The sequence below is a fragment of the Pseudoalteromonas espejiana DSM 9414 genome (assembly GCF_002221525.1).
Lineage (GTDB): Bacteria > Pseudomonadota > Gammaproteobacteria > Enterobacterales > Alteromonadaceae > Pseudoalteromonas > Pseudoalteromonas espejiana.
Genome location: NZ_CP011029.1, coordinates 655,626 through 668,359 on the forward strand (window position 1 = coordinate 655,626; position 12,734 = coordinate 668,359).

Annotated in this window: 15 protein-coding genes; 13 read left to right on the forward strand and 2 right to left on the reverse strand. The window is 38.8% G+C overall.

The window, feature by feature from the left end:
• Window positions 1-47 precede the first annotated feature (47 nt).
• From PESP_RS19805 to PESP_RS19865, 13 genes are all read left to right on the forward strand, one after another.
• Window positions 48-671, forward strand: a complete 624-nt coding sequence (locus tag PESP_RS19805) for a sigma-70 family RNA polymerase sigma factor (protein ID WP_089349720.1) — start codon at window positions 48-50, stop codon at window positions 669-671.
• On the forward strand, window positions 664-1,335 hold the full coding sequence (locus PESP_RS19810) for a ChrR family anti-sigma-E factor (RefSeq protein WP_089349721.1): 672 nt from the start codon (window positions 664-666) through the stop codon (window positions 1,333-1,335). The genes PESP_RS19805 and PESP_RS19810 overlap by 8 nt, the downstream gene beginning before the upstream one ends.
• 8 nt (window positions 1,336-1,343) lie before the next feature.
• Entirely contained in the window at window positions 1,344-2,297 is a 954-nt protein-coding gene (locus PESP_RS19815; RefSeq protein ID WP_089349722.1) for a YbgA family protein, read from the forward strand.
• Window positions 2,297-3,691, forward strand: a complete 1,395-nt coding sequence (gene phrB, locus PESP_RS19820) for a deoxyribodipyrimidine photo-lyase (protein ID WP_089349723.1) — start codon at window positions 2,297-2,299, stop codon at window positions 3,689-3,691. The genes PESP_RS19815 and phrB overlap by 1 nt, the downstream gene beginning before the upstream one ends.
• 1 nt (window position 3,692) lies before the next feature.
• Window positions 3,693-4,121 carry a nuclear transport factor 2 family protein gene (locus PESP_RS19825; protein WP_089349724.1) on the forward strand — a complete coding sequence of 143 codons (429 nt, stop codon included), beginning with the start codon at window positions 3,693-3,695 and terminating at the stop codon, window positions 4,119-4,121.
• A gap of 2 nt (window positions 4,122-4,123) precedes the next feature.
• Window positions 4,124-4,834, forward strand: coding sequence for an SDR family NAD(P)-dependent oxidoreductase (locus PESP_RS19830; RefSeq protein WP_089349725.1), 711 nt, complete (start codon window positions 4,124-4,126; stop codon window positions 4,832-4,834).
• Complete coding sequence (locus PESP_RS19835) at window positions 4,831-6,087, forward strand: NAD(P)/FAD-dependent oxidoreductase (RefSeq protein WP_089349726.1); 1,257 nt, start codon at window positions 4,831-4,833, stop codon at window positions 6,085-6,087. The genes PESP_RS19830 and PESP_RS19835 overlap by 4 nt, the downstream gene beginning before the upstream one ends.
• Window positions 6,080-6,817, forward strand: a complete 738-nt coding sequence (locus tag PESP_RS19840; protein ID WP_089349727.1) for a DUF1365 domain-containing protein — start codon at window positions 6,080-6,082, stop codon at window positions 6,815-6,817. The genes PESP_RS19835 and PESP_RS19840 overlap by 8 nt, the downstream gene beginning before the upstream one ends.
• A 53-nt stretch (window positions 6,818-6,870) precedes the next feature.
• Window positions 6,871-8,133, forward strand: a complete 1,263-nt coding sequence (locus PESP_RS19845) for an SAM-dependent methyltransferase (RefSeq protein ID WP_089349728.1) — start codon at window positions 6,871-6,873, stop codon at window positions 8,131-8,133.
• Window positions 8,108-8,617 carry a DUF2878 domain-containing protein gene (locus tag PESP_RS19850; RefSeq protein WP_089349729.1) on the forward strand — a complete coding sequence of 170 codons (510 nt, stop codon included), beginning with the start codon at window positions 8,108-8,110 and terminating at the stop codon, window positions 8,615-8,617. The genes PESP_RS19845 and PESP_RS19850 overlap by 26 nt, the downstream gene beginning before the upstream one ends.
• 14 nt (window positions 8,618-8,631) lie before the next feature.
• Window positions 8,632-9,138, forward strand: coding sequence for a chalcone isomerase family protein (locus tag PESP_RS19855; protein ID WP_245852272.1), 507 nt, complete (start codon window positions 8,632-8,634; stop codon window positions 9,136-9,138).
• 1 nt (window position 9,139) lies between these two features.
• Window positions 9,140-9,679, forward strand: a complete 540-nt coding sequence (locus PESP_RS19860) for a DUF3833 domain-containing protein (RefSeq protein ID WP_089349731.1) — start codon at window positions 9,140-9,142, stop codon at window positions 9,677-9,679.
• Between the two features lie 206 nt (window positions 9,680-9,885).
• Window positions 9,886-10,161, forward strand: coding sequence for an HU family DNA-binding protein (locus PESP_RS19865; RefSeq protein ID WP_089349732.1), 276 nt, complete (start codon window positions 9,886-9,888; stop codon window positions 10,159-10,161).
• Between the two features lie 109 nt (window positions 10,162-10,270).
• Here PESP_RS19865 and ilvN read toward each other — a convergent pair whose 3' ends face one another.
• Both ilvN and PESP_RS19875 read right to left on the reverse strand, forming a co-directional pair.
• Window positions 10,271-10,768: an acetolactate synthase small subunit gene (gene ilvN, locus PESP_RS19870; RefSeq protein ID WP_089349733.1), complete on the reverse strand. Its 498-nt coding sequence runs from the start codon at window positions 10,766-10,768 to the stop codon at window positions 10,271-10,273.
• On the reverse strand, window positions 10,768-12,492 hold the full coding sequence (locus PESP_RS19875) for an acetolactate synthase 3 large subunit (protein WP_089349734.1): 1,725 nt from the start codon (window positions 12,490-12,492) through the stop codon (window positions 10,768-10,770). Before PESP_RS19875 ends, ilvN begins: the two co-directional genes overlap by 1 nt.
• Between the last annotated feature and the right edge of the window lie 242 nt (window positions 12,493-12,734).

Genomic DNA, 12,734 nt, shown 5'->3' on the forward strand with positions numbered 1-12,734 from the left:
TAAGTAGCGTATTACTCTCTACAAAAGCATTCACGGGAATAATTATTATGGTAAGTCAACAACCGTCACCACGTTGTGAACCTAATACAGGTAAATATACTGCCATGCCAGAAACGCCAAGTGCAGAGCTTATGCAAGCTTTGCTTGATGTTGCAAGCTCGCGAGATAAAAGAGCGTTTGCTTACTTATTCGAATATTTTTCGCCAAAAATAAAACGTTTTGGCATTAAGCAATTTGGCTCAGAAGCCCAGGCTATGGAGCTTGTGCAAGAAACGTTAACCTCAGTATGGCGTAAAGCCCATTTGTACCATAGCGATAAAGGTGCTGCTACCACGTGGGTTTACACCGTAATGCGTAATGCGTCGTTCGATATGCTTCGTAAAATGAAAAGTAATAAAGAAGAAAATATCAGCGAAGACATTTGGCCATTGCTGAACGAAACACAAGATACATCGCACGAATTTAGTGACCATTTAGAAGATAAACAAATTAAGCGCTACCTCGATAAATTACCGAGCGCGCAACGTGAAGTTGTTAGAGGCGTTTATTTTCAAGATATGTCACAAGAGCAACTAGCTCAACAACTTAATATTCCTGTAGGCACGGTAAAGTCACGACTACGTTTAGCCTTGCAAAAATTACGTAATGAAATGGGAGATCAGCATGATTAAATATCACCCTAGTGAATCTTTACTAGCTCAATATTGTTCAGCGCAGTTACCTGCATCTTTAAGTGTTGCGGTATCTATTCATGTAGATATGTGCCCGGTTTGCCAAGCAAAAGTGGCAAAGCTTGAAGCGCAAAACGCTGAGCTTGCTTTTGACGAAAAATCAAACACACAACCTTATGTTGAAACTAACGAGTTGGCAGATTTTGATGATGATTTACTTAACTTAATTACTGCTGATGAAAGTATTGATGAAGTTTACGAGGTTGAGCCTGTTACTGTACAGGTAAATGAGCAAAATTATCAGCTGCCTCGTGCACTTACTCGTATTTCGCACGGGCGTTTTACGCAAGTTGGTAAACTTGCTCGTTCACGAGTAGCCATTGACGATGGTCCGCTTCGCTCAAGCTTATTACATATTGGTGCTGGCGGTGAAATACCTGAGCACACCCACACAGGTTTTGAGGTTACTTTATTATTAGACGGGGAGTTTAGTGATGAAGATGGAAACTACGTCCCGGGTGACTTTATTTGGCAAGATGGTACACATCAGCACACACCTCTTACAAAAGATGGGTGTTTATGCTTTACAGTAGTCAGTAGTGCGCTACATTTTAATAAGGGACTCAGTAAGTTACTTAATCCTATAGGTAACTTGATTTATTAAGAGAATTTATGCAAACAGACACAATAAAAATAGGTATAAGCGCCTGCCTAGCAGGCGAAAAAGTTCGATTTGATACGGGCCATAAAAAGTCTAATTTCTGTATGGATGAATTAGGTAAACACGTAGAGTACACACGTTTTTGCCCAGAAGTTGCAGTAGGCTTGCCAATACCAAGGCCGACTATTCGCCAAGTTAGGGTAGGTGATACCATAAAAGTGTGTAGACCAGATGGTTCTGGCGATGTTGGCCCTCAACTAACCGAGTACGGTAAAAAAGTAGCTACTGAGCAAGCACAAGATTTAAGTGGTTTTGTGTTTTGTGCTAAAAGCCCGAGCTGTGGCATGGAACGGATTAAAATTTATAACGAAGCCGGAACAGGTAATACATCTGAGGGTGTAGGTTTTTTTGCCGAGCAAATAATGAAGCATAACCCGTTGTTACCTTGCGAAGAAAATGGTCGCCTTAATGACATGCATCTGCGCGAAAACTTTGTTATGCGTGTGTTTGCTTACAAGCAATGGCAATTATTAGCTGCAGAACCTTTGAGTGTTCATAAGTTAACTCAGTTTCATTCTCAATATAAATACCTGTTAATGGCCCACAATTACCAAGCTTACCGAGATTTAGGTAATTTACTTGGTACCTACACAGGCGATGATATTAATGCGCTAGCTGATGAGTACATACTAGGCCTGATGAACGGCCTTAAAAAACCAGCTTCGCGTAGAAATAACTGTAACACGCTAATGCATTTACAAGGTTATTTTAAAAAAGATTTATCTAAAGTTGAAAAGCAAGAGCTTAGAGATGCAATAGATGAATACAGAGAAGGCTTAGTACCTTTATATGTACCGCTTACTTTATTAAAACACCACCTTAAGGTTCACCCTAATGAATACCTAGAAAAGCAGGTATTTTTTAATCCTTACCCTAATGAATTAAAATTACGTTACGGCATATAATGAATACACTATTTTGGTTTAGGCGCGATTTGCGCCTTTTTTCTAATGAAGCGCTCATTGAAGCGTTAAATAATGGCGCTAATCAGGCCATTTTTTTTGTTTGCGAAAAACAATGGCAGCAACATAACACAGCCCCAATACAAATTGATTTACTCAAACGACGTGTTAAATACATACGCGAGCATTTAGCTGATTTTGGCGTTACGCTGCATGTTATAAGTGCTCCTTATTTTGATGATTGCGATGATGCGCTTTTGTCATTTTGCGATAAAAATAAAATAGAACATATTGTTGCAAACACTGAGTATGAGCTAAACGAAGTAAATCGTGATGCGAGAATTTTAGCCAAGTGTGATGATAAAAATATTACCTTTACGTTATACGAGGGAGATTTAATTGCCCCTGTTGGTAGTGTAAAAAATCAAAGTAACGAAATGTACAAAGTGTTTACGCCTTTTAAAAATCAATGGCTTAAGCAACACCAAGACACACATTTTAGTTTATTACCTTGGACTGCTAAAAAAAATAAAATTGATGTAGCCAGCACTGATTTACTAGAAGGGGACGGCAGCTCAGAAAAGTGGCCAATAGATGATGATAGTTTAGCCAGCATAGTCGATAACTTTATTTGCGATAAAATGAGCAGCTATGATGACCAACGAGATATACCAAGTATAAAAGGTACTTCGGGTTTGAGCCCTTATTTGGCATTAGGTATTGTGAGCACAAAGCAATTACTAGTAAATATTCAAAACCGCTATCCAGATATTTTAACCACTTCAAAAAGCAAAACATTTACGTGGGTTAACGAGCTTATTTGGCGAGAGTTTTACCGACACCTGTTGAGTGAATATACCAAACTTTCGCGCGGAGAAAACTTTAACGAAAAGTATAATGCTGTTAAATGGCGCAAAAGTGACAGTGAATTTAAAGCTTGGTGCGAAGGCAAAACAGGTTATCCGTTAGTTGACGCAGCAATGAGGCAGTTAGTGCAAACGGGCTGGATGCATAACCGTTTAAGAATGGTTGTAGCAAGCTTTTTAACTAAGCACTTATTAATTGACTGGCGCGAAGGCGAACGCTTTTTTATGCAGCACTTAATTGATGGCGATTTAGCCTCTAACAATGGTGGCTGGCAGTGGGCTGCAAGTACCGGATGTGACGCGCAACCTTATTTTAGAGTATTTAATCCTATTACCCAAAGCGAACGCTTTGATCCTAACGGCAAGTTTATACGTAAATATTTGCCAGAACTCGAAAAAGTACCAGATAAACACATACATTTTCCTCATGCATATTTAGCATCAATAGGTGCTGATAAGCAGTGTTACTGGCCTGCAATAGTGGATCATAAAGCAGCGCGAGAACGTGCGTTAGCTGCATTTAAGGTGTGATATGGAAACAGTATTACCGGTTGCAAAATTTGTAGAAATTTACCAGCAGCTCGACAAAACTAACCTTCATTTACTCGACGAAATATACAGTGAGCAAATAAAATTTGTAGATCCGATGCACGAAATAAATGGTTTGGGTGAGCTTACTCGATATTTTTCAAACCTATACAGTAACGTAAAGCATTGTCAGTTTGATATTAGCGACACCTATGAGAGTGACGATAAAGCATTTTTGTACTGGACTATGCATTATGCGCATCCAAAGCTTGCTTCAGGAAAAACCATTTCTGTAGAAGGCCACAGCAAGCTTGTGTTTAACGACGGAAAAATTATAAACCACCGAGATTACTTTAATGTTGGCGAAATGCTTTACAAGCATATTCCTTTATTAGGTGGCGTTATAAATTACATTGATAAGCGAGCAGGGTAGCTATGAATATATTAATTACGGGCGCAACCTCAGGCATTGGTGAACAACTTGCAATAAAATATGCAAAGCAAGGAAATACCGTTATTGCATGTGGTAGAAACCTTGAAAAGCTATCTGAGCTTGAAAAGCATACTAATATTAAAGCATGCCAATTTGATGCTACTGATTTGGCCGATATAAAACAGGCAACGCTTGGTTTTCCAGCGTTTGATAAAGTTATTCTTAACGCAGGAAACTGCGAGTACGTTGATGACGCCCGTAACTTTGATAGTGCTTTGTTTGAGCGTGTTATTTCGGTTAATTTACTCGCTATGGGCTACTGCCTTGAGGCATTATTGCCGAAAATAAGCTCTGGCGGTCAGCTTGTGTTGGTAAGTTCAAGTGTTACGTATTTACCTTTACCTCGCTCAGAGGCTTATGGTGCTTCAAAAGCTGGCGTTAGTTATTTAGCAAAAAGTTTAGCAATAGACTTAAACGATGTAGATGTCACTTTAGTACATCCAGGTTTTGTAAAAACCCCACTAACTGATAAAAACGACTTTCCAATGCCCATGGCTGTTACCGCAGAGCAAGCTGCCGATTACATGCTTAAAGGTATTAATAAGCGCCGTAAAGAAGTTCATTTTCCGTATCGTTTTACGCTTTTTTTAAAAGCACTTCGTATATTACCGTTACCACTTTGGTTACGTTTAGCAAAAGGATTAACCCGTTGAAAAAAATAGCAATAATAGGTTCTGGCGTATCGGGGTTAACCTGTGCTCATTTACTACATAAGCATTATGACGTAACAGTATTTGAAAAAAATGATTATATTGGTGGTCATACAGCGACGGTAGATATAACAGATGGTGGTATTAAGCGTGCTATTGATACTGGCTTTATTGTATTTAATGACCGCACATACCCTTACTTTGAAAAACTACTAGCAAGAATTGGTATTGACCGCCAAGAAACGCAAATGAGTTTTAGTGTGCATAACCAAGCTACAGGTTTTGAATATAACGGCCACACATTTGCGAGTTTATTTGCACAAAAAAGAAATATATTCAGACCAAAGTTTTGGCGTTTATTAAGCGACATAGTTAAGTTTAATAAGCTATGTAAAGCAATGCATAGTGAGCAAAGCTACAAAAAAGATCAAACATTAGGGCAATTGCTTGACGATAATGGGTTTAACGATTTTTTTAAATACCATTATATACTTCCTATGGGTGCGGCCATTTGGTCAACCAGTATTAAAGAAATGCAAAATGTGGGTGTAGAGTTTTTTGTTAACTTTTTTTATAACCATGGCTTGCTTGATGTAACCAACAGACCCCAATGGTATGTGATCCCAGGTGGTTCTAGGCAGTATATAAAGCCGTTGATAAAAGGCTTTGCAGAAAAAATAAAATTAAACAGCAATATCCAATCTGTATCACGCGCTGATGATAATGTAACTATTACTTTTGAAAACGGCGCGCAAGAGCACTTCGACAAAGTTGTGTTTGCATGTCATTCCGACCAAGCTCTTGCATTACTTAACGATGCCACAGAGCAAGAACAATCAGTACTAGGTGCCATTCCGTATACAGAAAATTCGGTAGTGCTGCACTCAGACACAAGCCTGTTGCCCGATAGAAAGGCTGCTTGGGCAAGTTGGAATTATTTACTAAATAATAATACCGACAAAGCGGCAGTGGTAACTTATTCAATGAATATTTTACAAGGTATTGATTCTGATACTCAATATTGTGTGACCCTTAATCACCTTGAGGGAATTGATGAAGCTAAAATTTTACGCGAGTTTACCTATCACCACCCTGTATTTAATGAGTCATCTATTGCAGCGCAAAATCTTAAACACACAGTAGATGGCCAAAATAATAGCTTTTTTTGCGGTGCGTATTGGTACAACGGTTTTCATGAAGATGGTGTGCGAAGCGGTGTAGATGTAGCTAGGCAATTAGGTGTTGAATTTGAATAGCGCCGTTTACTTAGGCGATGTTAGGCATCGCCGTTTTGCTGTAAAAAGCCATCAGTTTAAGTACCCACTTTACATGATGTGGGTTGACCTTAAAAACCCACTATTACTTAATAATATCCACCCTATGCTAGGTACTTTTGGGTTTAAAGCTCTTCGCTTTAACCAGGCAGATTACCTAGAAATAACGCAAGGTTCGGAGCCTTTAAATATTATTGAGCGTGCGCAGTGCCAAATTGAAAAATTAGGGGTTAATAAAAAATTTTCCCATATTTATATGTTGGGGCAATTGAGGTGTTTAGGTATTTATTTTAGCCCGGTTAATTTTTACTTTTATGGCAATAGTGAAGACAATTTTGAGTACATGGTGGCTGAAGTGAGTAATACACCGTGGAATGAACGTCACTATTATTTAGTACCTTTACAAAAAAAAGTGAACTTTAAGAAGGTGTTTTCCGTATCACCCTTTATGAATTTGGATATGGACTACCATTGGCATGTAAAACACACTGCTGATAACACATTAATTCATATAGAAAATAAACGTGGTGACGAGTTATTGTTTGACGCATCATTACGATTAAAGCGAAGTCAGCTAACAAAACAACAGATAAGCGTGCTGCTAAAGCAGTTCCCTGCTATGACTTGGTCTATTTTCAAAGGTATTTATGTTCAGGCACTAAAGTTATTTATAAAAAGGGTTCCTTTTTTAGGTCATTCAGGGAAGCCCTAGTATATTAACTGATAGGTACACGCCGGTAGTTATATAATTATAAAGGGTTTAAAATGGAAAAAGTGTCGAGTATAAGCTGCCAAGAGCAAACTGGTTGGTTTACTAATTTATATAAAAAGCTAGTCACAAAAGCCTTTTCAAGCATTGAAACGGGCCAAATTGTACTTGTAGAGAACAACAACTCTACGGTTTTTGGTAACCAACATGCTGACTTAAAAACCACTATTACTGTTAACGATACCGCCATGTATAAAGCGTTCGCGCTTTCTGGCAGCGTTGGTGCCGGGGAGTCTTATATACTCGGTCATTGGTCGTGCGACAACCTCACTAAATTAATCGAAATCTTTGCAATTAATCAAGACCAACTCGACGCATTTGAGAAAAAGTTCTCCTTCTTTAGTGGTTTAGCCCATCGATTTAATCATATTAAAAATAGCAATTCAGAGTTAGGCTCTAAAAAAAATATTGTTGCTCATTACGACCTTGGTAATGATTTATATGAGTCATTTTTAAGTAAAGAGATGCTGTATTCGTGTGCGGTATACCCTTCGCAAAATGCTAGCCTTGAGCAAGCACAGCAAAATAAACTTAAGAAAATTTGTGAACAAGTTGAAATTAATGAAGGTGATACAATTGTAGAGATTGGCACAGGCTGGGGCGCATTTGCAATTTATGCGGCTACTCATTACAACTGTCATGTTACAACAACAACCATTTCTGATGAACAGTACGCGTATGTCGAAAACAAAATTAAAGAGCTTGGGCTTGAGCAAAACATTACGCTCTTAAAGCTTGATTATCGGTTGCTTAAAGGGCAATACGACAAGCTTGTATCTATCGAAATGATAGAGGCGGTAGGGCATGAGTATTTGCCTAGCTTTTTTAAGCAATGTAATAGCTTATTAAAAGAAGATGGCTCAATGTTGATTCAGGCAATAACCATTGGCGATCAACGCTATCAACATTACTTAAAAAATTCAGACTTTATTCAACAGTATATTTTCCCTGGTGGCTGCTTACCCTCACTTAATGAAATGAGCGAGCAAATTAAAAATAACACTAACATGGTTATTCATACCGTTAACGACATTGGTGCCCACTACGCCAGAACGCTTGCCGATTGGCGTACAAAATTTTTAGATAATTGGCACACCTTAGATAGCAATAAGTTTGACGAGCGCTTTCAGCGTTTGTGGTTATTTTATTTTGCTTACTGCGAGGGCGCCTTTAGAACACGCGCTACCAGTACAGTTCATTTAATGGCACGTAAACCTCGTTTTGTAAGTCAAAATGACGAAATTGCCCTTAATTATTAATTTTGTGCTTTTTCAAACAGTGTGGTTTTTATCACTGTTTTTAGAAGCTGACTCTCTTCCTTATACCTTGACCATTGTTGTGCTTATGTTTGCTTTATCTAAGCAGCATAAGCACGATGCACTCATTTTGCTCAAAGGCTTACCCATAGCGTTGCTTGGTGAATATATTGCAGTAAACTTAAATTTACTTGAGTTTGAAGTTTGGCCATTCCCTTTATGGCTTGTTGTTTTATGGGCGGCTTTGTTGCTATGTATTAACACCTCAATGTCATTTTTGAATGGGCTGAAGTTTTGGCAAGCCTACTTAGTGTGTTTAGCTTTTGCGCCTATTAGTTATTACTCTGGCGCTCAGTTTGGTGTGCTTACTATTTATAAGCCGCTTTGGTTATTTTGGTTGATTTATGGTGCTATTTGGGCTGCTGGGTTTACTTTAATTCTTGTTATTAATTCAAAAATAGCGTCATTTCTAAAGTTTAGTAAATAACAGTAGGAGGTTTTATGAACCCTTCAGCAAAAGTATGTTTATTACTTGTGTGCATTAGTTTTGCTTCCTTAGTGTCACCCTGTAGCGCTGCGAAAACAAATTTTAAAAAGGTGGGTGATGCACGCATGGAGTACTTATTTTGGGATGTATACGACGCGAGCCTTTATACACCTTCTGGGCAGTATGAAAGTGGTAGTAACCCAGTAAAATTTACGCTTACCTACTTACGCGATTTTGCCGCAAAAGACATAGTAAAAGCAACAAAGGAGCAGTGGCAGCATTTAGGAAAAACCGATTTAGCCCCTAAATATGCCTCGCAACTTTTAGCAATGTGGCCGGATATAAAAAAAGGTGAGTCACTTAGTTTAAAAACTTCGGACTCTGGGGTAGCTCGCTTTTATCATGATGGGGAGCTACTTGGTGAAATATCAGACCCAGATTTTGCCGCTGATTTTTTAGCCATTTGGCTAAGCCCCCAAACATCGGAGCCAAAACTTCGTAAACAACTATTAGGGATTTGATATGCGTAATTTTAACACTTTTACTAAACTGTTGATTTTAGCTTGCACACTGTTTTTAGTAAGTTGCTCTGCGCCTAAAGTAGAGCATTATAATGACAGTAACCCAGAATTTGATTTTAAATCATTTTTTAATGGCAAATTAAAAGCCTACGGCGTTGTACAAGATTATAAAGGTGAACTAACCCGCAAGCTCGTAGTTGAAATGAATGCGACGTGGGAGGGCAATCGAGGCGTTATAGAAGAAGATTTTGTGTATGACGATGGTGAAACACAAAAACGTATTTGGTATGTCACTTTAAATAACGATAACAGCTTAATTGGCCGTGCCGATGATGTGCTTGGTACTGCGACAGGTAAAAGCGCCGGAAGTGTTTTTCATTGGAATTATAATGTGGCACTGCCGTATGACGGCAGTACGCTTGAGGTTAATTTTGATGATTGGATGTACCTGGTTACACAATCGCGCTTGATAAACCGTACGTCTATTGTTAAGTTTGGTGTCGAGGTTGGGGAAGTGACCTTAGTGATCGAAAAAATATAGAGCAGTTTGTTGTTTCAAGTGCGCCTTTTGTGCACTTAAATTAAGTTTTAGTTAACCCAACACGCTGTATTTTACCGAGAATTATTAAAATTTTACGCATTTTCGAAGTATTTAGGCAAAAAACGCAATTTGCTGTTGCTAACTCCTTAAAAATGCATAAAGATAGGTTTTGCGAAGGCAAAATAATAACGAATAGGAATCTAACAATGAATAAAGCTCAATTAGTTGAAAAAATCGCTACTGATGCAGAAATCTCTAAAGCTGCTGCTACACGTGCACTTGACGCGTTTACTGGCGCTGTAACTACTTCTTTAAAAGAAGGTAATTCAGTTGCATTAGTAGGTTTTGGTACTTTCTCAGTTAAAGAACGTGCAGCACGTACTGGCCGTAACCCTCAAACGGGTGCTGAGATCCAAATCGCAGCGGCAACTATCCCAAGCTTTAAAGCAGGTAAAGGTCTTAAAGACCAAGTAAACCCTTAATTGGCGCTTTACAGAATTTTTTAAAAAAGAGCTATTTAGCTCTTTTTTTTTGCCTTCAAAAAAAGCCACGAATAGTGGCTTTTAATTTATAAATTTAGTTAAGCAGGCTTTATGCTTTTAAGGCCTTATCACCACGGCCAATACCTACAGCGCCTGAGCGTACCACTTCAATAATATCTGTTTCATGACGCAAGGTGTCTAAAAACGATTCTATTTTATCTGTACTACTTACCAGTTGTAAGCTGTAGCTTTGGCGTCCCATATCTAAAATAGCACCTTGGAACACATCTACAACGCGTGTAACAGCAGCGCGGGTGGTTTCGTCTTGGGCAAATACTTTTACTAGTAATAGTTCACGTTCTATGTGACTCATCTCTGTTAAATCAATAATTTTTAGTACATCAACTAACTTATTAACTTGTTTAGTGATTTGTTCAACAATTCTGTCATTGCCCATTGTTGTTATGGTAATACGTGATAATGACTCATCATCGGTTGTGCCTACAGTTAAGCTATCTATGTTGTACGCACGTTGTGAAAAAAGCCCTACAATGCGCGACAAAGCACCAGGTTCATTTTCTAATAATATAGATAATATACGACGCATTATGCTTTTACTCCTTTACGTAACCACATCTCATCAATGCCACCTAGTTTAATTTGCATTGGATATACATGTTCTTTTTCATCAACGTTTATATCTAAAAATACTAAACGGTCGTTAATGCTCATTGCTTTATCAATGGCAGGTTGTAGCTCATCGAGCGTGTCGACTTTAATACCTACATGGCCATAGCTTTCAACTAGTTTTACAAAATCAGGTAGTGAGTCCATGTAAGATGATGAATGGCGACCACCATAAATCATATCTTGCCATTGGCGTACCATGCCCAATGAGCGATTATTTAGTGATACCACTTTTACCGCTAAGTTATATTGCAAACACGTTGATAGCTCTTGAATGTTCATTTGAATAGAGCCATCACCTGTAACACATACAGATTCTTTATCTGGGAACGCTAGTTTTACACCCATCGCTGCTGGTAAACCAAAGCCCATGGTGCCTAAGCCACCAGAGTTAATCCACTGGCGCGGGTTTTTAAATGGGTAATACTGCGCGGCAAACATTTGGTGTTGACCCACATCAGAGCTTACGTATGCATCGCCATTTGTTGCTTTGTAAACTGCTTCTATAACTGCTTGAGGCTTAATTTTATCGCCATCTGTGTTGTAGCTTAAGCACTTTTGTTCACGCCAGCTTATAATTTGGCGCCACCAATCTTCTTGTGCGCTTCTATCAATTTGAATACTGCTTTTATCTATGCCTGCCTGTAGTTGCTCCATAACGGTTGCTAAGCAACCTACAACAGGTATGTGCGCTTTAATTGTTTTAGAGATAGAGGTTGGGTCTACATCAACATGAACAATCGTTGCGTTAGGGCAAAACTTTTTAACGTTATTGGTTACACGATCATCAAAACGTGCACCTAGGGCTAAAATTACATCGGCGTTTGCCATGGCTTTATTTGCTTCTAACGTGCCATGCATACCTAACATACCCACGTAATTTGGATGAATGCCTGAAATACCGCCTAAGCCCATTAGCGTATTTGTAATAGGGGCATTTAATGACTCAACCAAGCGTGTTAGTTGCTCTGAGGTATTAGATAAAATGATGCCACCGCCAGAATAAACAACCAGTTTTTTCGCTTCTAAAATAGCCGTTACTGCTTTTCGGATTTGCTTAGAGTGGCCTTTAGTATTGGGGCTGTATGTTCTAAGTTCGGTAGTTTGCGGGAAGTCGTATTCAAATTTTACCGCAGGGTTAAGCATATCTTTTGGCAATTCAACCACTACTGGACCAGGGCGGCCTGTGCTGGCTATGTAAAATGCTTTAGCTAATATCGCAGGGATTTCTTTTGCGCTTCTACAGTTAAAGCTGTGTTTTACAACAGGGCGTGAACAACCAACAATGTCGGTTTCTTGGAATGCATCGTCACCAATTAAGCTTGTTGGTACTTGCCCTGATAAAACCACCATAGGAATTGAATCCATATACGCGGTGGCAATACCTGTTATACAGTTTGTGGCACCAGGTCCTGAGGTAGCAAGTACAACACCAACTTCGCCAGTGGCACGGGCGTAACCGTCAGCCATATGAGTAGCGGCTTGTTCGTGGCGTACTAAAATATGTTCAATGTCTTCTTGTTGAAAAAGCGCATCGTATAAATCTAAGACCGATCCACCAGGGTAGCCAAAAATATACTTAACCTTTAACTCTTTTAATGCCTGAACAACTAGTTCAGAACCATTATACTCTTGTTTGCTCATCCTCATTCCTCTGTGCGCTGTTTATGCATAAAAAAACCCCCGCGTAGTGCGAGGGTTTTTAAAAAGCAATTTCACTTTTTAATACATCCCCGCTGGGCTTATCACTAAGACCAGTACGAGCACGATTAAAAGGTGAAGTTGTTTTTTCATAATTGTCACTTTATAAAAAGCAAAATGCTGCTTTAGATTAAAAATTCTTTATGGGGTTATTTTTAAGGGTTTTACGCGCTTATGTCAACCGT

Coding starts and splice junctions, on each gene's coding strand:
- PESP_RS19845 (WP_089349728.1), top strand. CDS start 6,871: ATGGAAAAAGTGTCGAGTATAAGCTGCCAAGAGCAAACTGGTTGGTTT.
- phrB (WP_089349723.1), top strand. CDS start 2,297: ATGAATACACTATTTTGGTTTAGGCGCGATTTGCGCCTTTTTTCTAAT.
- PESP_RS19855 (WP_245852272.1), top strand. CDS start 8,632: ATGAACCCTTCAGCAAAAGTATGTTTATTACTTGTGTGCATTAGTTTT.
- PESP_RS19860 (WP_089349731.1), top strand. CDS start 9,140: ATGCGTAATTTTAACACTTTTACTAAACTGTTGATTTTAGCTTGCACA.
- PESP_RS19850 (WP_089349729.1), top strand. CDS start 8,108: ATGACGAAATTGCCCTTAATTATTAATTTTGTGCTTTTTCAAACAGTG.
- PESP_RS19865 (WP_089349732.1), top strand. CDS start 9,886: ATGAATAAAGCTCAATTAGTTGAAAAAATCGCTACTGATGCAGAAATC.
- PESP_RS19875 (WP_089349734.1), bottom strand. CDS start 12,492: ATGAGCAAACAAGAGTATAATGGTTCTGAACTAGTTGTTCAGGCATTA.
- PESP_RS19810 (WP_089349721.1), top strand. CDS start 664: ATGATTAAATATCACCCTAGTGAATCTTTACTAGCTCAATATTGTTCA.
- ilvN (WP_089349733.1), bottom strand. CDS start 10,768: ATGCGTCGTATATTATCTATATTATTAGAAAATGAACCTGGTGCTTTG.
- PESP_RS19805 (WP_089349720.1), top strand. CDS start 48: ATGGTAAGTCAACAACCGTCACCACGTTGTGAACCTAATACAGGTAAA.
- PESP_RS19815 (WP_089349722.1), top strand. CDS start 1,344: ATGCAAACAGACACAATAAAAATAGGTATAAGCGCCTGCCTAGCAGGC.
- PESP_RS19830 (WP_089349725.1), top strand. CDS start 4,124: ATGAATATATTAATTACGGGCGCAACCTCAGGCATTGGTGAACAACTT.
- PESP_RS19825 (WP_089349724.1), top strand. CDS start 3,693: ATGGAAACAGTATTACCGGTTGCAAAATTTGTAGAAATTTACCAGCAG.